The organism is Actinomyces stomatis (assembly GCF_031292835.1).
In the GTDB taxonomy this organism is placed as follows: domain Bacteria; phylum Actinomycetota; class Actinomycetes; order Actinomycetales; family Actinomycetaceae; genus Actinomyces; species Actinomyces stomatis.
Map to the genome: position 1 here is coordinate 21,443 of NZ_JASPEP010000026.1, position 21,169 is coordinate 42,611.

Genomic DNA, 21,169 nt, shown 5'->3' on the forward strand with positions numbered 1-21,169 from the left:
GTTTCCATATTGCCCCGACCGGCTGGATGCCACCAGGGAGTTTCCTGATAGTCAGTAGATCTGCTTCAATCAGAGTCATGCGCGACCCCCTGCTCCCGCTGCTCCCCGGCCCTCAGGATGCCGACAGGCCGTGGCTCATTTGTTATCGAATCGACGAGCGAGTCGAGCTGACCGGACACGTCCTGTCCATGTGGATGGCGAAGATCGCGGGATTGATCACAGCAGAGTCAGTGCAGGGTGACGGAGTCCATGTGGGGCTTCCTCCGCACTGGCGGACCGTCGCCTGGGCGTGCGGTACGTGGATGGCGGGGCGCAGTGTGCTCCTGGGAAGCAGTGAGGAGATCAGCGCCGCCGGCCTCGTCCCCGAGCTGAGTGTGGCCTTCACCCCGGAGGACCTCTGCGATGAGGCCGAGGCACAGGTACTGGTCCCTCCAGCCTCGCTGGCGCTGCGTTGGCCGGGAGAGCTGCCCGCCCTCGTACTCGACGGCGCCGCCGACCTCATGCACTATCCCGACCATTTCACTCCGGTAAGCGCCGCTGCTGACCTGATGTGTCTCAGCGACCTCGGTGACCGCGGCGTCCTCTCCTCCGATCCCGCTGCGCCTGCGGCTCAGGGCGGACCTGCGGGCACTTCCCCGTCAGATCCACGACCCACGTCCCTGACGCGCGCCCAGCTGGTGGCCCAGGTCGAGGCGTCCTGCCGAACCGCAGGAGCCGACAACCGGTCCGCCTCACGTGCTGCCCTGGTGCGCCATGCCGACACCGCCCAGATGCTCCAGGAAGTACTGGTCGCCTGGCGCTCGGGGCGCACAGCGGTGATTCTCACCCCCGAGGCGGGTGACGACATCGCCGCGACCGCCATCCGGCAGGAAGGCATCACCGAGTGGACCGGCGGGGCTCAGCCCCACTGAGCACCGGGGTCAGGGGACATCGGCCTGGACAAGGGTGCCCTCCCCTTCAACGGAGAGGCTGCGTTCGTCGGCACCGACGAACACCGCCTCGCCCTGGGCGAGCGTCTGCGAGTCGGCCTGGGTCACCAGCGTCATGGCGCCCTCGACGGCCAGGAGGATGCGTGGTCCCCGTCCGGGGACCGGCAGGCGGCCGTCGGCGGCCACCACGGTGGTCACCATGAGCTCGAAGTCATCCACCGGCGCGTAGTAAGCCCGAGTCGCGCGAGACAGGTACTCGGGGGCCGGGCGCACCGGCGGCGCCGCCACGTAGTCGACACAGGCCAGCATCTCGGGGACATCGATGTGCTTGGCGGTCAGTCCGGCGCGCAGCACGTTGTCGGAGGAGGCCATGACCTCCACGCCCAGACCGGAGATGTAGGCGTGAACGCTTCCCGCGGGCACGAACAGCGCCTCACCGGGCTGCAGGGTGACCGGGTTGAGCAGAAGCGCAGCGGCGATGCCGGGGTCCCCGGGGAAGGTACCCGCCATCTTCACGACGTTGGAGTCCACTCGCAGCGACGGGGACGTGCCGGCCTCGAACCTGGCTGCGATCTCAGTGACAAGGGCGTCGATCTCCTGGGGACTCGGACGCGTGGCGGCTGAGACGACGTCGGAGAAGACCTGCCTGATGCCGTAGCGGGTGGGGTTGAGGCGCAGGGTGCGGCGCATCCTGCGGGCCAGAGGGCTGTCCAGGCCGGCGAGGACCTCGACGGCGCGGCGCGGGGCCCGGAAACCGGCGACGGCCTGGAAACGGGTGAGGGCCAGGACCATCTCCGGCTTGTGGTTCGTGTCCTTGTAGTTGCGGGAGGGGTGGTCCAGGGCGATGCCCGCCTCCTCCTCCAGGGCGTAGCCCTCAGCGGCCTGGGCCTGACTGGGGTGGACCTGGAGGGACAGTGGCTGCTCGGGCGCAATGAGCTTGAGGAGGAAGGGCAGCCGGCGCCCGAAGCGCCAGATGATGTCCTCACCCAGGAGACGCTCCGGCTCGGCGTCGATGAGATCGGACAGAGAACCGCCTTCAGCGACCTGGGCCGGACCGGCCGGGTGGGAGCCGTACCAGGCCTCGGCCCACGGGGCGCCGTCGTCGGCCACACCCAGGAGCGCGGGAATGGCGGAGGTCGACCCCCAGGCGTACTGCTGGCGGGCGGGCTCAAGTCGTCTCATAGCGCCTCACCGTACCGACTCTCAGGCACGTCCTAGCCCTTGTTACCGTACCGGTACGGTGGCGCGTCCTAGGCCTTGGCCCCGGGAGCCGGGAAGGGCGTGACGTCGGCCAGGCGGGGGTGCGCCTTGTCCTTGTCGGAGAGGATCGCATCGCTCAGCGCGATCGGCCAGGGCACATTCGCCGTCTCGTCGGCCAGGTTGAGGAAGGTGTACTGGGCGTCGGCCGACCAGTGGTCGTTGACCAGGTAGGTGTAGGCAGTATTGGGTTCCAGCGTCTGGTAGGCGTTGCCCACGCCCCGAGGCACGAACACCGCCACCGACGGGTCGATCTCGCAGGTGTAGACGGACCCGAAGGAGGGCCCCTCGCGCAGGTCCACCCAGGCTCCGAAGACCCGGCCGGTGGCCACAGAGACGAACTTGTCCCAGGGCTCGGCGTGAATACCCCGGGTCACCCCGACCTCATTGTTGAAGGAGATGTTGTTCTGAACCGGACCGAAGTCGGGCAGCCCCAGGGCCAGCATCTTCTCCCTCTGCCAGTTCTCCTTGAACCAGCCGCGGTTGTCCCCGTGAACAGTCAGGTCGATCCGCAGGAATCCCGGAATCGGCGTCTTCTCGATCGCGAGCGGCTTGCCCAGCTCGATCTGCCCCATGAACAGTCCCTTCCGCACGTGTCAGTCCCGATATCGGCGTCGCCACCTCGGCGCAGCCCTGTTGACGGAGTCTAACGGCGCCGCCGCACCAGTACCTCAGGGACGCGGCCGCACGAGCCGAACGTGCCGCGCGCCACGGACATGCACCCCGGATTCGCCCGATCCTGGTGCCACTCGAGGGCCGGATGGGTCATGCTTGGGGCATGCGAGGAATCATTCTGGCCGGAGGCTCCGGCACACGACTCAACCCGATCACACTGGGGACCTCCAAGCAGCTGGTGCCCGTCTATGACAAGCCGATGATCTACTACCCGCTGAGCACCCTCATGCTCGCCGGGATCCAGGACGTCCTCATCATCACCACCCCTCATGACGCCCCCTCCTTCCACCGCCTCCTGGGCGATGGCTCCCAGCTCGGCGTCAACCTGTCCTACACGGTTCAGCAGGAGCCCAACGGCCTGGCACAGGCCTTCGTCCTGGGTGCCGACTTCATCGGCTCCGAGAGTGCCGCCCTGGTCCTGGGCGACAACATCTTCTACGGCCCCGGCATGGGCACGCAGCTGCGCCGTCACACCAACCCCGACGGCGGCGTCGTCTACGCCTACCAGGTTGCCGACCCCACGGCCTACGGCGTCGTCGAGTTCGACGAGGACTTCAAGGCCATCTCCATCGAGGAGAAGCCCGCCCGTCCCCGTTCCAACTACGCCGTGCCCGGCCTGTACTTCTATGACAACGACGTCGTCGAGATCGCGGGGAACCTCAAGCCCTCCGCCCGCGGCGAGTACGAGATCACCGACGTCAACCGCACCTACCTGGAGGCCGGCAGGCTCACCGTCGAGGTCCTCCCCCGTGGTACCGCCTGGCTCGATACCGGTACCTTCGACTCCCTGGCCGACGCCACCAGCTTCATCCGCACCGTCCAGCACCGTCAGGGACTCAATATCGGCGCCCCCGAGGAGGTCGCCTGGCGCATGGGCTTCATCGACGACGAGGGGCTGCGCCGGCGTGCCGAGCCCCTGGTCAAGTCCGGCTACGGCGCCTACCTCCTGGGCCTGCTGGAGCACCAGCAGGCCTGAACGGCCACCGGAGCATCCGACGCCGGCTCCTTGAACCAGTACTGCGGGCGGGCGGCACCAGCTGGTGCCGCCCGCCCGCAGCCTTCAGCGTCGACTCGACTACACGACCCCGTTCCTGACGAGGACGCCGGAGAGCCGGCTACTCCTGCTGATCGGCTGTACGCGTCAGCAGCGCCGCGGCGATCCCCAATGCCGCGGTGGCAACGCATGTCGTGAGGAACCAGACCGTCATCGGTGGCACGGGTACGTTCCACCACCACTCGATCTCCTTGTTGAGATTGAACTCCCAGGGCTCCCTGTTCCCGTGAACATACCGCATGATCAGCGTATGCAGGCTGATCGCCTGGCAGACCGCCCCGCAGATGAAGACCCAGACGGCCTGCGGGGCCGTGAACCATTCCCTTTCATCCTGATCAATGGACAGCATGAGGAAGAAGGTGGGCGCCAGCATCGGGAAGAGATATCGGGCCTGGTACTCCTCGATAGGATTCATGGCACCGTTCGCGTAGAACACCGCCGGGAGCCCGATCATCGTCACCACGAGGACCGCTAGAGCCGCCCACTTGCGCCACCCGCCACGACGAAGAGACACTGCCACAAATGCTCCCGCCGCCATAATAGTCAACATATGGGGGCTGCGGATCTGCAAAGGAACATCATACCAACCCGGGCTCCACGCATGCCCCCAGAACCCGCCAAGATACTTCGGTGCGGTCTCTATCCCGACGATCAGCTTCTCGAAGAAAGACTGTTCAGCAGCAGAATGAGCCGGCTCCTCAAGCCGGGAGAAGATAGAGACCCTGGACACCTGCAACGACGACATGAAGGTGAAGAATACGAAGACAACGACTCCGGCAGCAACACACAGCTCTCGCCACCATCGCCGAGCCCGCCGCACAGCGAAAATCAGAGCAAGACCGATAACAAGAAGAACCAACAAGGACTTCCCAACAACCGAATCCATCAAATTCGCGACACGGGAGAAGTAAGCGACTTTAGACGTCTGGGACGATGACGTGAAGACAATGGAACCGACGACAGCCGCCCCGACAAGAACGCACAGCTCCGGCCATCTCCGACGAGTCCATCGCACACTGAAGAGCAGGGCGAGGCCAACAATAAGAAGGAAGAAGGCCGCATCATACCGAGATGTCAGGCACATGACGGCACCAGTCACGGCACAGAGCAGCAGGATGCTGCGGGGACGCCCTTCCTGTTGAGTTGCCAGATACAGCGCCGAGGTATACACCAGAAGCCCTGAGATGGACCATGAACTGGGATTGACGGAGGAGATGAAATAGACCCCCATGGGGATCCACGAGGCTGCGACCGCCCCGATCAGCGGTCGCTTCAGCCTCTGGGGAGCACAGAAGCCGATTGCCCCCAGAAGAGTGACAGCGATCAGCACATTGACCCCGCGCATGACCAGCACCGAGGTCTGCACGTCATGCCCGACGAAGAGATGATGAAAGTGGTAATAGCCAACCGGGTAGGCGCCGTTGTCAAAACGCGCCGACCACCCTATCTCGGAGTCCTGATATCCAGGCACACACCCCGCAGAAATACTCGATTTGAAGGTATAACATTCCACGACATCGCTGGCCACCGCGATGGGGACACGAACCACTGGCTTACCATTGACCGTATCCATCCTGCATGACCCGTCCGCCGGACGCGGACACCAAATGCTACCCAGGTGATAGTCCTCGTCAGGAGAGCCCTGTACTGGCGAGGACACCGCCCACCCAAGCCCGGTGAGCAGCATGAGGAATAGGAGAAGCCCAGCGATCAGTGCCGATCGCCGCGGCGACGCCACTGAAGTCGCAGAGCGGACTGAAGTCGGCAGTCGTAAGTATTTTGCGAGCTCACGTCTCATGCTGATCTCCGACGGGAAACAGGGACTAGGGATTGCAATCCGGTCGGATTCAACCTACAGGAGCTCCCGAAGATAAGCCTCCAGGCGCTCCGAGGAGTCGGCCGGGGTGAAGCCCGTGGCCTTGATCTTGGAAAGATCCAGGGCAGAGCTCAGCGGCCGCGGGGCGATCCCCTCCTGATCGGCGTAGTACTCCTCGGTGGTGACGGACGTGACCTCGTCGGGACTGTGTCCGGCACGCTCATAGACCCGCTTGGCGATATCGGCCCAGGAGAGGATCGGACCGTCGCCGGAGAGGTTGTAGGTGCCGTAATCGGCGCCCGAGGAAATGAGGTGGATGATCCCCGCGGCCAGGTCGGAGGCGAAGGTGAGGCGGCCGGTCTGGTCGGACACGACACTCGGCGCGATGCCGCGCTCAGCCAGGGAGAGCATCGTCTTGACGAAGTTCTTCCCATCGCCCACCACCCAGGAGGTGCGCACCAGGTAGTGGCGGGGGCAGACGCTGACGGCGGCGTCCCCTGCGGCCTTGGACTGCCCATAGACCCCCAGCGGCGAGGGGGTCTCCTCCTCGGTGTGAACCGGTGTGGCGCCGTCGAAGGTGTACTCGGTGGAGATGTGCACCAGGGTCAGGCCGTGCTGGGTGGCCGCCCGAGCCAGATTGACCGGCCCCACCGTATTGGCTCGCCAGGACAGACGGCGGCCCTCAGGGGTCTCCGCCCCGTCCACATTGGTCCAGGCGGCGGCATTGATGATGACGTCGTAGCCGGACCAGTCCCAGGCGGACATGGCGGCCGTGTCAGAGATGTCCACCTCCGGCAGATCGACGCCGGTGGGCTGGAATCCCGCCTGTGGCAGGAGCGCCATGAGCGCACGCCCCAGCTGTCCGTTGGCGCCGGCGACGAGAACGCGGCAGCGCGTCTGCCCTTCTTCGCGCCCGGCACATGGGAGGGAGGTCCCCTCAGTCTGCAGAGGCATGCTCTCGTTCACTGGCCGTCTTTTCCTTCCCGCCAGGCGTCGTCTCGCCGAAGTCCCACATAGGAGTGACCTACCAGTGAAGCCTACACGAGCACGCTGCAGTGAAAGAGACCGTCAATCGAAGGGCACGAGGCGTCAGCGCGCCATGGCGGCGCGGTAGGCCTCGACGTGCGCCTGGGCGGAGGCCTTCCAGGTGAACTCGGCGGCCCGCTGGAGGGCGGCGGCTCCCAGAGCCCGACGCCGCTCGGGCTGGGCGTCCAGGACCACGAGGGCCCGGGCAATGGCCTGAGCATCCGATCCACAGTAGGCCACGGCGTCGCCACCGACCTCCGGCAGGCTCAGCTCGCGGGTGGTGAGGACGGCGGCCCCGCAGGCCATGGCCTCAAGCACCGGCAGGCCGAAGCCCTCGCCGATGGAGGGGTAGGCCAGGATCTCGCATCCGGACAGGAACCCGGGCAGATCCTCCAGGGGCAGGTAGCCGGGCCGCAGAACGTTCAGGTTCGGGGGGACCTCGGCCAGGGCGGGCTCGATGTCCGCGTCCCAGCCGGGTCCTCCGGCCAGGACCAGGGCCGGGGCGTCGTCGGAGTCATGGAAGACCGCCCTCCAGGCGCGCACCAGGTTGGGAACGTTCTTGCGGGGCTCGAGGGTCCCCAGGAAACCGATGTAGCGCTTGCCCTCCAGGCCGAGGGAGGCGGCCACGCGGGCCCGTTCGGCGTCATCGACCGGATGGAACATGGAGGTGTCCACGCCGTGGTAGGCGACGTGGAAGCGCTCGGGGCTGCCGCCGACGTACTTAATGGTCTCGTCACAAGTGGCCTGGGAGGGCACGACGAGCGCGTCGGCCCGACGCACGGCCCGGCGGATGGCGCTGGTGAAGAACTTCTGCTTGAAGGGCGAGTGCGCCTGCGGGTGGGAGAAGAACGTGGCGTCGTGAAGGGTGACGACCACGGGCACCTGGTGCAGGGCCGGGAAGGTGTAGTGAGGCGAGTGCAGGACATCGGGGCGGATCCGATGAATGAGGGCAGGCAGCCCCGTCTGCTCCCAGGCCATTCGGGCGCCGCGCGACTCCATGGACTGCGAGACCGGGAAGAGGTGGGCACGAGGCACCTTGGCGGAGAAGTGCGCCACATCCCGTTGCTGGACGGCCATGGCCAGGTTGACGCCTGAGGCGATGAGCTCGGGCACGAGGTCATCGACATAGCGCCCCACACCTCCGAGATCAGCCGGGATCGCCGTCGCATCAAGAAGAACCTTCATGACGGCAGGCTACCGCGCCGCGAGCGGCCACCCCGTACTCTGAGCCCATGAGCGCAGATCATTCCCGCCCGGCGCACTCCCCGGTCCCTTCCTCCCCCTCCGACTCCCGCACGGCTACGTCCGATGTCAACGGCTCCCGCCGCCCTGTTCGTCCCCGCGGCCCGCGGGTGGGCATGGTGGTGGAGCAGCTGTGGCAGCCCGTCCCCGGGGGCTCGGGCACCTACATCGTCGAGCTGTCCCGGGCCCTGCGCGCCCGGCAGGTGCCCGTGGCCGGAATCACCGCCCGCCACCAGGCGGCGCCGTCGCCCAGGGAGACGGGCCTGCCGCCCATGCCGATGCGCTCGTCCCACCTGCCGCGCGCCGCCCTGTACGAGTCCTGGAACCGCCTGGGACTGCCACGGGCCGAGTCCATCCTGCCCGGCGCCCAGCTCATTCACGCCACGACCTGGGCCCTGCCCCCCACCTCGCTGCCGCTGGCCGTCACCGTGCACGACCTGGCCTTCCTGCGCGCGCCCGAGCACTTCACCGCACGCGGCAACGCCTACTTCAGCCGTTCCCTGGAGCGCGTCATCGCCGAGGCGAGCGCCATCATCGTCCCTTCCCAGGCCACTGCCGACGACTGCATCGCGGCGGGGATCGATGCCGCTCGCCTCTATGTCATTCCGCACGGGGTGCGCACTCGTCCCGTCAGCGACGAGCAGATCGGGGACTTCCGGGCCACCCGGGGCCTCACGCGCGACTACATCCTGTGGACGGGCACGCGCGAGCCGCGCAAGAACCTGCTGGGACTGCTGCGGGCCTTCGCCCTCCTCATCGAGGAGCACGACGACGCCGGCGACCTCGACCTGGTCCTCGTCGGTCCGGCCGGGTGGGGCGACGACGCCGCCGAGCGCGAGCTGCTGACCCGGCTGGGGGATCGGGTCCACGTCACCGGCAGGCTCGATGACGACGAGCTGGCGGCCGCCTACTGCGGCGCCCGCGCCTTCTGCTTCCCCTCCATCTGGGAGGGCTTCGGTCTGCCGGTCCTGGAGGCCATGGCCTACGGGACCCCCGTCGTCACCAGCACCGGGACCTGCATGGCCGAGGTGTGCGGGGAGACCGGCCTGCTGGCCGACCCCGCCTCACCGCACGAGATCGCGGGCAGGCTCGCCCGGGCCGTCGGTCCGGAGCACGACGAGCTGGCCGAGGCCGGCCGCGAGCGCGCCCGGACCTTCACCTGGGAGGCCTGCGCCGCTGCGCACACGGAGGTCTACCACGCCCTCATCGGGGGTGCGGTGTGACGCAGCCCGTCAGGCGTCCCTCAGCTCGCATCGTCATCGTCAACTGGCGCCAGGCCGAGCTGACGATCCGGGCGGCCCGCTCCATCCGTGAGCAGCTGGGAGACGGGGACGTGCTCGTCGTCGTGGACAACGCCTCCGGCGACGGCTCGGTCGAGCGGCTTCGCCGGGAGGGGCTCACGGTGGTCGAGTCGAGCGAGAACCTGGGCTTCGGCGCCGGAGTCAACCTCGGTGCCCAGGGCATGGTTGAGGATGTCCTGGTCCTGCTCAACAATGACGCGGTGGCCGAGCCCGACTTCCTCGAGGCGCTCCTGAGGACCTTGAGCGATCCGCCATCCGCAACGGCTCCGGCAGCGGCCACGGCACGGATCCTGCTGGCCGGCCGTTGGAAGCCCGCCGCTCAGGGTCGGCAGGACGCGCTCGTCTCACCACGCACCGGCAGGTGGACGCGTGTCAGTGACGAGGCCGCCGCCCGCGGCGAGGGTGAGGTCCTGGTCAACTCCACGGGCAACCAGGTGGACGCCTCCGGCAATGGCTACGACCGCGACTGGCTGGTGCCTGCCGGGCAGGAGCACTCCCCCAGTGAGGTCTTCGGCCTGTGCGGGGGGGCCTGCGCGATCCGACGCGAGGCGTGGCAGGCCCTGGGCGGCTTCCGCGAGGACCTGTTCATGTACTACGAGGACACGGACCTGTCCTGGCGCCTGCGCGAGCGCGGTTGGCGAGTCGTCTACGTGCGCGAGGCAGTGGTACTCCACGAGCACGCCTCCTCCTCGGGTACCGGCTCAGCGATGTTCATCCGGGTCAACACCCGCAACCGGATCCTGACGGCCGCCGCGCACAGCCCGGCCCCGGTGGTGATGCAGGCACTGGCCCGCACGGTGGTGCGGGCCCTGCGGGGACCGCAGCGCGGCCCGGTGATGACAGGACTCGCCCAGGCCGTTGCCGGCCTACCGCGCGAGCTGCGTCAGCGTTCGAGGGGCCGCGCGAGACGCCCGTCGAGAAACCACTGATTGCGGCAACCGACTACGCCGACCGCACCCAACGGCTACAGTTGCATAACTGGGACGTTGTCGGAACGCCCCGACCCCTTCGGCAGTAATCGCCACGCACGCCGCGTACCCCTCATCGGATCAAGGAGGACCCCCGAAGATGGCTGGACAAGCCGCACGATCCCCACGAGTCACCGTGGTGACCCGGACTCGGAATCGTCCCCTGATGCTCACCAGAGCGGTCCAGTCGGTTGGAGCGCAGACCTTCCAGGACCTCGAGCTCGTCATCGTCAATGACGCCGGCGAGGGCGAAGCGGTGGACCAGGCCCTGGCGAGCGCACCCGAATGGCTGCGGGAGCGCACCCAGGTGGTCACCAACGAGACCTCCCATGGCCGCGAGGCCGCCCTGGAGGACGGCTTGGCCGTCTCCTCCTGCGAGTTCTTCGCCATCCATGACGACGACGACTCCTGGGAGCCCGGCTTCCTGGCGGCATGCGTGGCTCACCTCGATGAGAACCCCGGCCACGGTGCCGTGGCGGCAAGCTGCGACCTGATTTTCGAGACCGTCACCAACGAGGCCCTGACCGAGCTCAAGCGAGAGGCGCTGGCACCGGGCAAGGAGAGCTGGACCCTCATCGACACGATGGTGGCCAACTACGTACCGCCGATCTCCCAGCTCATTCGCCGCGAGGTGGCCGACCGCATCGGTCACTGGGACGGCAACCTGCTGACCCAGGCCGACTGGGACTTCAACCTCCGTCTGCTGGCGACCTCTCCGGTGGGATTCATCGCCGGCGAGCCGCTGGCGTACTGGCACCACCGCGACTCCACCGACGAGACGATGGGCAACTCCGTCGTCGTCGACGACGTCCGTCACCGCATCGACAACCTCGCCATTCGGGACCGCTACACGCGGCTGTCCCTCGAGGGCGACGGAGCCGCAGGCTCCTCCGACGGTCCGGCCGAGCCGGCCGGCCTGGGACTCATGCTGGTCTCAGCGGAGTACTACCACCGGCTCGAGCAGCAGCTGAAGCAGCAGGACGCCCAGATCGCGAAGCTTCATGAGGGCATGTACGACCTGCATCTCTCGGTCCGGCAGGTCCTGGTCCAGCTCCACGACGCCAAGGCGAAGATCGACCATCTGGAGGCCACGGTCAAGCCCTTCTTCCGCACCGTGGCACAGCACGTCAAGAGGATCCGGCGGCGCTGAGCGACGGCCCCGCCGGTGCCCTCAGTCCTTCTTGGCAACCGTGACCATGGGGCGCGACGGGGAGATCCGTTCGTAGTGAGCGCCCAGGGCCACCAGGCCCCCGGACTCCATGCGCGGTCCGGGGACGATGTCGAATGAGGTGGCCTTCTGGTAGGCGTCGATGACGCTGGAGAGCTGCCAGGGCTGGATGGATCCGGAGATGAGGTAGGCGCCCGGGCGCAGCATCATCGCGGGGATGGAGACGTCCACGGTCCCCTCTCCCGGCTCGATCGTCTCGGGCTGGAAGCCGTCGTCGAGGCCGTGCAGGCCCCAGGCGAAGATGCCCTCACGGGTGTCGATGGAGCAGCCGAAGACGGGCTTCTCGATCGTCTCCTCGCAGCGGTAGTGCAGCCGGATGGTGGCCTCGTCCCCGGTGCGCATGGAGCCCACAGACCTGCCCGTGCGGTCGAGCAGCTCGATCCGCGTGATCTGAGCCTCCCCGCTGCCGAAGCGGGTGCCTTGTCCGTCCTTGACCTTCTTGGCGCCGTGGGTGATATCTGAGTACTTGTCAATGACCTCGGGGGCCGCTCCGACCTCCTTGAGCCGGCCGTGGTCGAGCCAGGCGACCTCGTCGCAGAAGGTGCGCATCTGTGAGAGTCCGTGGGAGACGACGACGACGGTGCGGCCGTCCTCGCGGAACTCGGCGAACTTGTCCATGCAGCGTTCCTGGAACTCCATGTCTCCGACGGCCAGGACCTCATCGACCAGAAGGATCTCCGGCTCGACGTGGATGGACACGGAGAAGCCCAGACGCACGTACATGCCCGAGGAGTAGTTCTTCACCGGCTGGTCGATGAACTCCCCGACCCCGGAGAAGTCAACGATGTCATCGAACTTGGCCTCGATCTCCTTACGGCTCATCCCCAGGATGGCGCCATTGAGGAAGATGTTCTCCCGCCCGGAGAGCTCGGGGTGGAAGCCGGAACCGACCTCCAGCATGGCGGCCATGCGCCCACGGGCGGTGATGGAGCCGGAGTCGGGGGCCAGGATCTTGGCGATGCACTTGAGCAGGGTGGACTTGCCCGATCCGTTGTGCCCCATGAGCCCGAAGGTCTTGCCCTCGGGGATGTCGAAGGTGATGTCCTTGAGCGCCCAGAAGTCCTCGTAGACGCCGCGGCTGCGCTGCAGAATGGCGCCCTTGAGGGACTGGTTGCGGTGGTGGTAGATCCTGAAACGCTTGGAGACGTCCTCAATGCGCACGGCGGGCGATGCGGAGGTTCCATGTGATGCAGCCATCTTGAGTCTCAGAGCTCCTCAACGATGCTCGCCGAGTGCCGGCGGAAGAAGGTCAGGCCCAGCGTGAGCATGACGACCGCCCACCCCAGACAGGCCAGGGAGACGGGCAGCGACGGCAGGGCGAAGTCGTACAGGCAGGATCGGAAGGCCTCGAGGTAGGTCTCGGCGGGGTTGAGCCGAGCGATCGTCGCGATGGGGATCGGAGCTCCGTTGATCTGCCAACCGGCGTCGAACAGGCGGTTCTGAACCCCGTTGAGCATGGTCAAGGGGAAGACGACGCCGGAGGCGTACATCCAGATCTGGTTGAAGATCTGCCACAGGTGGCCCAGGTCCCGGAAGTAGACGGTCGCGATGGACAGGATGAGCCCCAGTCCGACGGCGAACATGCCCGACAGCAGAGTGACGACGACCAGCGCCGGAATCATGAGGAGGACCCCGGGGCCCCCCATGATCATGGCGATGATGACCAGCACGAGCAGCTCGAAGGCGAAGTCCACGGCCAGGGACAGCACCGCGGAGTAGATGAGGACCTGGCGGGGGAAGTAGACCTTGGTGAGGAGCCCCGCGTTGTTCACGAGGGCATTCATGGACGTCATGATGCCGCTGGAGAAGAAGGTCCAGCTGAGCACCCCGATGCCGATCCACAGTGCGAAGGAGTCGATCCCGGAGTTGCGGCCCGGCTCCACGCCTCCGCGGAAGACGACGCCGAAGATGAGGGCGAAGATGGCGATAGTGGCCAGAGGGTTGATGAAGGACCACAGACGACCCAGCGTCGTTCCCTTGAACTCGGAGGAGACCGAGCGCTGGGTCAGCCGCAGGGTGAGGTCCAGTGTCTGACGGGCATCCTCCGAACGGAGCAGTCGAGACAGCCGCATAGGCTCACGCCTCCTTCGCTGTGCCGGTGGGCATCGGTGGAACCGCCCCTTCCTGGGCGTCGATCCAGTCGCACAGGCGGTTGATGCCCTCGGTGACGCCGACTCGCGGCTCCCAGTCCAGCATCTGACGGGCACGCGCGGTATCCGCCCAGGCGGCACGCACGTCACCGTCGCGGAACTGTCCGGTGACGTGCGGGGCGGGTGCCCCGTAGCGCTCGGCGATGGCCTGAGCGACCTGCATGATGGTGGTCCGCTCCCCCAAGCCGATGTCGTAGGGCAGGGCCGCTGCGGGCGAGCGCAGGACTCCGGCCACGATGGCGGAGGCGACGTCGTCGATGAAGACGAAGTCCCGCACGATCTGACCGTCCTCGTAGACCGGGATGGACCGACCGGACCTGGCCAGGCGGGCGAAGAGGGAGACGATGCCGGTGTAGGGGTTGATGAGGGACTGACCGGGGCCGTAGACGTTCTGAAGCCGGAAGAGCACCGGGGTGACGCCGAAGGATCCGCACCAGGAGGTCACCAGGTTCTCCTGGCAGAACTTGGTGGCGGCATAGACATTGGCCGGGGACGCCTTGACGGCGGTGGAGGACTGGACCAAGGGAGTCAGGCCGGTGAAGTCCCACTGCCCGGCCTCGAGCATTGCGTGGGTGCGCTGGCCGGGGTAGGAGGTCCGTCCTTCGGCGTCGACCCACTGCCCCTCGCCGTAGACGGCTCGGGAGGAGGCCAGGACGATCTTGTCGGGGCGGATCTCGTGGCGCACGAGGGCATCGAGCATCTGGGTGGTGCCGACGACGTTGACGCTCGCGTGGCGGGAGGCCTCGGTGAGGGACTGACCGGTTCCGGTCTCCGCGGCCAGATGGACGATGACGTCCGGGGTGACCTCAGTGAAGAGGAGGTCCCAGTCCTCAGCGGCGGACACGTCCAGGCGGCGCAGCTCCACGCGATCGTCGAGCTCCGCGGGGCGCTCCTGGGACAGGTGGATCTGCGGATGCATGTTGTCCATGGCCACGACGCGGTCGAAGGCGTCAGCCAGGTCACGCGAGATCGCGCAACCGATGAATCCGGCACCACCTGTCACGAGGCAGGTACGGGTCACGAGAGTCTCCCTTGGGTTGTCGAGTCGGGCCGATGGCGCGCTGACGGGGCACGCCACGACCTCGCCACTATTCTCAGCGCTGCCGGAGCCAATAGTGCCAGCAGATGCCGTTGCCTTCGACACGCCCAGGGGTCGTAGGCCACTACCGCGGGCTGTGGCTAACCACCCGGACCCGCCCCGGTGCGGGTCAGCGTTCAGCCTCGGAGACCTCGGGCCGCCAGGTCATGCCTTGGAATGCCTTGGTGAAGAAGTCGGTGACGGCATCAGTGACCTTCACCAGCGCCACCGACAGGGCGAAGATGATGACGCACTCGGCGGCCAGCAGCATGTAGCGCTGAATGGGGTAGAAGCCGGCGACGTCGATCTTCTCAAGGACCTGTTCGATCACCACATGGTGGACGAGGAAGATCGGGTAGGAGTACGTGGCGATGAGACTGACAACGGCCCGCACCGGCTGGATCGCCACGTAGCGGCCGGCCACCACGAGGATGAGGAAGACCGAGATCCCGACGATCGTGGTAGCCACGTCCTCGGGGATCCTCCCGGGGAACATGGCTGAGACGGCCAGAGCCACTGCCGCCGGAACCACCACGGCGCCGTGGATCCGACGGATGTACAGGACGAGGTAGCTGCCGAAGGCCAGCTCGGGAAGACGCGTGGTCAGCACCGCGGCGGAGGGGTAGGCCGGGAAGTAACGCTGCATGATCACCACGGTGGCGGCATAGACCACGAGAAGCACGGCTCCGGTGATGACCGGGAAGCGGTCAATGGCCCACAGCAGCACCGGGAAGACGAGGTAGTACAGGAGGATGAAACCGAGGAACCACTCACCCAGCAGATACATCGTGCGGAAGCGGAATGCCTGGGCGAGTCCGTCAATACCCAGCACCGTAAGGATGAAGGACTTCACTGGGCCTGCGTTGGGGGGTCTGCCATTGGCGGCGAGGAAGAGGGCGAGGGTTCCTAGGACCCAGGCGGTCCAGAACATCGGGTAGATGCTGCGGAAGCGCTTCCAGTAGAAGCGTTTGAGGTTGATCGGCCGCCGGTAGGTGAGCGTCAGGGCAGCACCGGAGATGATGAGGAACAGGGAGACGCCCAGGGCACCCACATAGATGCCGAAGGGCTCGTATGTCAGGACATACCCGCCCCCGTGTTCCTTGAGATGAAAGTTGAAGTGGGTGAGGACGATGAGCACAGCGGCCACAGCCCTGATGAGGTCCAGGTAGAAGACCCTGGTCCTTGTCCTCGTATGTTGAGCCGGTTTCGTTGTCATGTCCTGCATCGCAGCACCACCCGGATACTAGGCTCCTCGCAGCTTACGGTAGGCGCGTCTGGCCGGCCCCTTGAGGACCGGCTGGACGGACGCCGGAACCCACCGATTCAGCCGCCCCTTGAGCCATTGCCGAGTCGTCGGCGGGGACTGGATCATCTGCACCATCTGCGTCTCCGTGGCCCTGCCCCAGCGGTCAGCGATGGCGGAGGTGAGGTCGCGCACGTAGAAGGACAGGTTCGTCAGCTCAATGCGGGCGAAGGAGTCGGAGAAGAGCCAGCCGCAGTAGTAACCGGCTCCCTGGGCCACGTAGCCGTGAGCGCGCTCGATGGCATGCAGGATGGTTCCGTCGATGTCGCAGGGCTCGGGCGGGAACTCCTCCCACTGCCAGTCGTGGTCGAACAGTGGCTTGAGGGCCTTGGGACGGAACCAGAACATGGAGCCCAGCGGCGCGACGGGCTCCTTGTCCGGGTCGAGGGGGACATGGATCCCCAGCTCGCGCAGGAGTGCCTCGGTGCGGTCGAAGTTCGGGCCCCAGCCCAAGGTGTAGACCGGGAAGTAGTCGGCGTGGTTCGGCGGTGTGGGAGTCAGGAGGCCCAGGCGCGGCTCGGCCTCGAAGGTGGCGATGACGTTCTTGACGAAGTCGCGCGTCGGCAGCAGGTTCTCGAAGCACTTGTAGGCGAAGCCGTCACCCACCGAGTACGGGGAGAGCTGGGTGACCTTCTTGTCGTGGGTGTAGCACACGACGTCGTAGTTCTGGACGACGTCCTTCCACCCCACGAGGAAGGGGCCGACGTCGCGTCCCCGGTTCTCCACGAGGCGCACCTCGATGTTGAAGGGGAGCCCCTGGCAGGCGGCCTTGACCTGCTCGACCTTCTCCGGGCTCGAGGTGCTCAGGAAGATGTCGATGCCCTCGGGCATGTTGCGGATGTACTCCAGCGTCGGCTCGACCAGCTCCATGTAGTACAGGTGCGCGATGAGAGCGACCTTCTGCCGCTTGGGCTCGCGGGTGACGGTCTGCGTGGGCAGGACGTAGGTGAGCTGGAGGTTCTTCACCAGGTCCGCCATGTTCATGGAGCGCAGGGCGTTGTCCCAGATGAGGTTGACATCGAAGTCCGTGTGGTCACGCAGGTAGGCGTAGAGCTCGGCACTGGGCTGACCCACGGACTGGCGCAGGACGTCGTCGTAGGGGCGGAAGAAGGAGCGGCGCTTGAAGATCGGGCAGCGCTTGTCCCGGATGACCTCGACCGGGGCGAAGAGAATGGGGCTGAAGTTGAAGCCCTCCATGTCCTCGGTGTTGACGTAGACGTCGGAGGTGAAACCGAGGCGCTCGAAGCGCTGGGTGAAGGGAACCTCGTGCATGCCCACCGACTGCTCGTAGCCGTTGATCTCGGGCATCTCGTCCCAGTAGTCCTGAAAGGCCTTGGAGGTGACCAGGGAGCGGCGGTAGGCGTGGAAGTGGGACTGGAGGTGGCGGGGAAGATACCCCTCTTCGGCATAGCCGAAGGGGTCGAAGGGGACCTCGTGGAACCAGGTAATGCCCCAGAAGTCGATGTTCCGACGGGCCATCTCGGTGAACATCTCCTTGAAGGGGTAGACCGGCCCCATGATGGTGGCGTTGAACAGCACGACCTCATCGAACTCGGAGAGCCTCTCCCAGCCGTGGCTCTCCATGGCCGTCTTGTAGGCCCAGACGTCCAGTCCCTTGTTCTCCCGCAGGATGATGTTGTCCGTGAAGGCGCCCAGCTTGGCGTAGCTCTTGGCCGTCAACTCGCCGTTGACGACGATGGTCAGCTCGGAGAGGTTCTTCACCATATCGGCGAGCAGAGTCTCCACGTAGGAGTCCACGACGCCCTGGGCGTCGAAGAAGAAGAAGATCCCGAGTCGCTTCGGGTCCTCGCCAAGCGTTGCCATGGTGTCCCTTCTAGACAGTGGTTCAGAGCCGCTCACTGCGGCAGAGGAAAGAGCGGGCGATACGGGTCTACCCGAACGCGTCAGCTTGCGCTTGATGCGAGGATACGGCGGATCTTCGTCGGATCGCCCCATACACCGGGTGAGTCGTAGGGCCGATCCGGAAATGCCCCGTACTCCAGGGTGATGCCCAGGTCGTTGTCCCGGATGTAGGCCTCGACGCGCTCGGCCAGGGTCATGGGTTCGCCGGTGCAGGCGTTGATGATGCCGTCGACCTCGGTCTGGTCCACGATCGCGGCGATCTGCTCGCCCAGGCCGTCCACGGAGATGAAGTCGTAGCGGTTCTTGCCGGTGGTGAAGGGGAAGGTGGTGCGCCCCTCCTCTGCGGCGGCCAGGAGCTTGGAGAAGATCGAGTTGCCGAACTTGTCGTCTCCGACGATGTAGTAGGCGCGGATCCACTGAGCGATGGCGCCGTGGGCCTGGGCGGACAGGAAGGTGGCCTCGCGCAGGGCGTTCTTGGCGATGCCGTACAGCGAGGCGGGAGCGCAGGGCGAGCTCTCATCGATGGCGCCCTCCCAGTAGCCGACCTCATGCATGGTGCCCATGACGGCGAGCTGGGGCAGGCCTCCGGCGTAGAGGTTCTCGATCAGGTGGAAGTGCTTGGCCAGGTCGTCCAGGTGGGCGTGGGAGGCGTGCTTGAAACCGTCGCGCCAGGCCATGTGCAGGACGACGTCGGGGCGCCCCATCTGATCGTAGATGTCCGTGTCCCCGGAGAAGAGCTCCAGCTGAACCTTCTCAGCCCGCTCGTCGACGCCGTCGAGCCGCAGGTCGAGGGCCTTGACAGTCAGGCCCCGCTCCAGCAGTGCGGTGACGACGTGGCGGCCGATGTAGCCGCCGGCTCCAGTGACGAGAACTGTCTGTGCCATGGACCGGAATCCTAACAGGTGGGGGTCTCACGATGAGGCGGAGGGGTGGAAGGGCGGGATCCCGTCACGCGTCGGAGGCGGGCCGCGCGGATCGCCGGGGGCGCAGACGCCCGCCGAGGGATCTCGCCGCTCCCTTGACGCCATCGGTGACGCCCTTCGCCCCACCAGTGACGTAACGGTATGCGGGTTTGAGGGCGCCCGCCATCTCAGGGTGATGGACATCGACGTAGGAGCGCATTCTCGGCCCCAGCCCGGCCCGGGGCCCGAACCGGGCCTGCAGGAACCTGACCTGTTCGTCGGTGTAGGCCGGTAGGTCCGCGGTGAGGGCCCGCTGCTTGTAGGCCAGGGCGCCGTAGAGCCACCCGGCCCAGGTGGGGGTGAGCACCTCGCGGGGGTGGAAGCCGCTGGACATGGCCGCGTAGACGGTCAGCAGCTCGAGCACCTCGGCGACGCGGGCGCGCCGCAGACGCCGCACCGACTCCTCGGGGTCGGCGGCTGCCTGCTCGGTCATCCGCACCAGCTCCTTGGCCCCCTCACTCAGTGTGCGCAGCGCCTCCGGGCGAGCCAGGAACATGGCGTCGACCGGCACCGCCGGGGCGATCGGGTCCAGGGCCGCCGTCAGGCCGAGCCGCCGGGACAGGGCCTCGGCCGCGCCGGCCAGGCCGTCCCACTGGGGCCCGCCGTGAGGCCGGCCGATGTGGCAGGCGGCGGGCATGGCCACTCCGAGGCTGGGGTGAGACTCGAAGAGGTCGATGAGACCGGCCACGTGTCCCGGCGAGTCCAGTAGGCAGTCGAGGATCTGGCGGCGGGCGACGTTGTCAGCCCCCTGCTCGGGACCGTTCAGGGGCCCCGCCGTGATCCTCAGGACGAGGTCCACACCGTCATCGCCGCCACCGCTGCCATCGCTGACGCCGTCACCATTGGAGGAGGCGGGGCGCCCGGGATCCCACAGGTCGTCGCACTCGGTGAGGAAGGCGATGGTTCCGCGCGGATCGAGGTCGCGCACCGCGCGGAAGGCGACAGTCGTGTCCCCCGCCGCCCCGTCCTCGTCCGCTGGGCGGCGGCCGGTGACGCGCTCCAGGTCGGCGGCATCCAGCGGTTCGGGTGAGGTGACCACCACCCGCCAGTGCGGTGGCAGGCTCGCCAGGCGCTGAGCAAGACCGTCCGCCTCGGCGCGCTCGACCCCCTCCCCTGCTGCCGGGACGTGTACGACGACGCAGCCCGAGGGCTGCCGAGCGGGCGAGCTCGCGTCTGGGCCGGGCTCTGCGGACCCGAGGGCGGACTCGGTCACGACCTCGGTGAGCCCCGCGTTGACGATGAGGTCACGGGCGGCCGCGGTATGGACGACGTCGGACAGAATGAGGTCCTCGTTGTAGCCCGCCTGTGCAGCGGCCTTCAGCAGGTCCCCACCGACGACCGCCTGCCGGTCCTGGTGAAGGGGGTCGTGGAAGAACGCCCGGCGCTTGAGCAGGGGGCAGCCATCGGCCAGCAGTGCCGGGGCCTCCTCGATGGCCGGGTTGTCCGAGTGGTAGCGGTCCACGGGGAAGGCGACCTCGTAGGAGTGGCCGATCCCGGTGAAGTGGTCGGTGAAGCGCGACTCGTGCCACTGGATGGAGTCGCGGTAGGAGGAGACCGGCGGCATCTGCTCCCAGTACTCCCGGAAGGCCGGGTCCGACAGCAGCCGACGGCGCACCGCGATCCAGTGCGACTGGATGTGACGGGGCAGCTCGCGCTTGGCGAGGAAGGGGTGGGGGCGCATGACGCCGTGCTCGGTCATGCCCCAGAACGAGATGTCGCGCCGGCTTGCGGTCCGGGTGAGAACCTCCTCCCAGGGTCGTAGCGGCGCGTAGTAGGTGTGGTTGGTCAGGATGAGCTCGTCGAAGTCGGCGAGCCGGTCCCAGCCGAGGTGCTCCAGCCCGGCACGGTAGGCGCCGACGTCGAGCCCCTCGTTGGGGCGCTCAAGGATCTCGTCGCAGGAGGCCTCCAGCCGAGCCCGGTCGGCATCATCGACGGGAGAGTTGGAGACCACCAGGATGTGCTCCGCATGGGGGCGCAAGGAGGCCAGGGCATGGACGACGTAGTCACGGACCTGATGATGAGAATCGAAGTGGAAGTAGACGATTCCTCGGTTCATGTGGCGGCCCTTCCCGGCAGGCTGGTCGACGAAGGCGGTTGATGAAGAAACAGCGGGGCGGCCAGTGTCTCATGCACTCCTGACCGCCCCGCCGCGCGCCTCGATCCGATATCAGCCGATCGTCGCCGTTCCCGTGGGTGAAACGGAGATCCGTCCCTTCTCGAAGGTCTGGGTCACGGTTCCGTCTGCTTGGCGGACCTCATAACCGACGGGCAGCCCCATCTTGGAGCGCTCCCCACCGGCAGCGGTCCAGGCCGTCAG

The 21,169-nt window shown here is 66.9% G+C and carries 18 protein-coding genes; 5 read left to right on the plus strand and 13 right to left on the minus strand.

What is annotated here, in order from left to right:
* The first annotated feature begins 77 nt into the window (after nt 1-77).
* Entirely contained in the window at nt 78-911 is an 834-nt protein-coding gene (locus RIV12_RS11310) for a TIGR03089 family protein (RefSeq protein ID WP_309323942.1), read from the plus strand.
* Between the two features lie 9 nt (nt 912-920).
* Here RIV12_RS11310 and manA read toward each other — a convergent pair whose 3' ends face one another.
* Together manA and RIV12_RS11320 are read right to left on the minus strand one after the other, a co-directional pair.
* Complete coding sequence (manA, locus tag RIV12_RS11315) at nt 921-2,111, minus strand: mannose-6-phosphate isomerase, class I (protein WP_309323944.1); 1,191 nt, start codon at nt 2,109-2,111, stop codon at nt 921-923.
* Nucleotides 2,112-2,179: 68 nt separating this feature from the next.
* Nucleotides 2,180-2,761 (minus strand): dTDP-4-dehydrorhamnose 3,5-epimerase family protein, encoded by a 582-nt coding sequence (locus RIV12_RS11320; RefSeq protein WP_075417141.1) that lies wholly within the window; start codon nt 2,759-2,761, stop codon nt 2,180-2,182.
* A 203-nt stretch (nt 2,762-2,964) separates the two neighbouring features.
* Here RIV12_RS11320 and rfbA point away from each other — a divergent pair, with 203 nt between their 5' ends.
* Nucleotides 2,965-3,837, plus strand: a complete 873-nt coding sequence (rfbA, locus tag RIV12_RS11325) for a glucose-1-phosphate thymidylyltransferase RfbA (protein WP_075417104.1) — start codon at nt 2,965-2,967, stop codon at nt 3,835-3,837.
* Between the two features lie 139 nt (nt 3,838-3,976).
* On the opposite strand, the gene RIV12_RS11330 is transcribed toward rfbA, so the two are convergent.
* From RIV12_RS11330 to RIV12_RS11340, 3 genes are all read right to left on the minus strand, one after another.
* On the minus strand, nt 3,977-5,713 hold the full coding sequence (locus RIV12_RS11330; protein ID WP_309323947.1) for a DUF2142 domain-containing protein: 1,737 nt from the start codon (nt 5,711-5,713) through the stop codon (nt 3,977-3,979).
* Between the two features lie 54 nt (nt 5,714-5,767).
* Nucleotides 5,768-6,685, minus strand: coding sequence for an SDR family oxidoreductase (locus tag RIV12_RS11335; RefSeq protein WP_428978937.1), 918 nt, complete (start codon nt 6,683-6,685; stop codon nt 5,768-5,770).
* Between the two features lie 135 nt (nt 6,686-6,820).
* The gene (locus tag RIV12_RS11340) at nt 6,821-7,942 is read right to left on the minus strand and encodes a glycosyltransferase family 4 protein (RefSeq protein WP_309323950.1); all 1,122 of its coding nucleotides are present in this window, start codon (nt 7,940-7,942) and stop codon (nt 6,821-6,823) included.
* 167 nt (nt 7,943-8,109) lie between these two features.
* Here RIV12_RS11340 and RIV12_RS11345 point away from each other — a divergent pair, with 167 nt between their 5' ends.
* From RIV12_RS11345 to RIV12_RS11355, 3 genes are all read left to right on the plus strand, one after another.
* On the plus strand, nt 8,110-9,222 hold the full coding sequence (locus tag RIV12_RS11345; protein ID WP_309323968.1) for a glycosyltransferase family 4 protein: 1,113 nt from the start codon (nt 8,110-8,112) through the stop codon (nt 9,220-9,222).
* Complete coding sequence (locus RIV12_RS11350; RefSeq protein WP_309323951.1) at nt 9,219-10,229, plus strand: glycosyltransferase family 2 protein; 1,011 nt, start codon at nt 9,219-9,221, stop codon at nt 10,227-10,229. Before RIV12_RS11345 ends, RIV12_RS11350 begins: the two co-directional genes overlap by 4 nt.
* Nucleotides 10,230-10,368: 139 nt before the next feature.
* The gene (locus RIV12_RS11355; RefSeq protein WP_075417098.1) at nt 10,369-11,418 is read left to right on the plus strand and encodes a glycosyltransferase family 2 protein; all 1,050 of its coding nucleotides are present in this window, start codon (nt 10,369-10,371) and stop codon (nt 11,416-11,418) included.
* Nucleotides 11,419-11,439: 21 nt separating this feature from the next.
* On the opposite strand, the gene RIV12_RS11360 is transcribed toward RIV12_RS11355, so the two are convergent.
* From RIV12_RS11360 to RIV12_RS13130, 8 genes are all read right to left on the minus strand, one after another.
* Entirely contained in the window at nt 11,440-12,693 is a 1,254-nt protein-coding gene (locus RIV12_RS11360; protein ID WP_309323954.1) for an ABC transporter ATP-binding protein, read from the minus strand.
* Nucleotides 12,694-12,701: 8 nt separating this feature from the next.
* Entirely contained in the window at nt 12,702-13,568 is an 867-nt protein-coding gene (locus RIV12_RS11365) for an ABC transporter permease (protein ID WP_309323956.1), read from the minus strand.
* Nucleotides 13,569-13,572: 4 nt separating this feature from the next.
* A complete protein-coding gene (locus RIV12_RS11370; RefSeq protein ID WP_309323958.1) occupies nt 13,573-14,667 on the minus strand; it encodes an NAD-dependent epimerase/dehydratase family protein in 1,095 nt (364 codons plus the stop codon).
* A gap of 187 nt (nt 14,668-14,854) precedes the next feature.
* Nucleotides 14,855-15,949: an acyltransferase family protein gene (locus tag RIV12_RS11375; protein WP_309323960.1), complete on the minus strand. Its 1,095-nt coding sequence runs from the start codon at nt 15,947-15,949 to the stop codon at nt 14,855-14,857.
* An 18-nt stretch (nt 15,950-15,967) separates the two neighbouring features.
* The gene (locus RIV12_RS11380) at nt 15,968-17,851 is read right to left on the minus strand and encodes a rhamnan synthesis F family protein (protein WP_309323962.1); all 1,884 of its coding nucleotides are present in this window, start codon (nt 17,849-17,851) and stop codon (nt 15,968-15,970) included.
* Nucleotides 17,852-17,931: 80 nt separating this feature from the next.
* Entirely contained in the window at nt 17,932-18,774 is an 843-nt protein-coding gene (locus tag RIV12_RS11385) for an NAD-dependent epimerase/dehydratase family protein (protein WP_309323964.1), read from the minus strand.
* A 64-nt stretch (nt 18,775-18,838) separates the two neighbouring features.
* Nucleotides 18,839-20,908 carry a rhamnan synthesis F family protein gene (locus RIV12_RS11390; RefSeq protein ID WP_309323966.1) on the minus strand — a complete coding sequence of 690 codons (2,070 nt, stop codon included), beginning with the start codon at nt 20,906-20,908 and terminating at the stop codon, nt 18,839-18,841.
* A 111-nt stretch (nt 20,909-21,019) separates the two neighbouring features.
* The gene (locus tag RIV12_RS13130; protein WP_335342697.1) at nt 21,020-21,130 is read right to left on the minus strand and encodes a hypothetical protein; all 111 of its coding nucleotides are present in this window, start codon (nt 21,128-21,130) and stop codon (nt 21,020-21,022) included.
* Nucleotides 21,131-21,169: the final 39 nt, after the last annotated feature.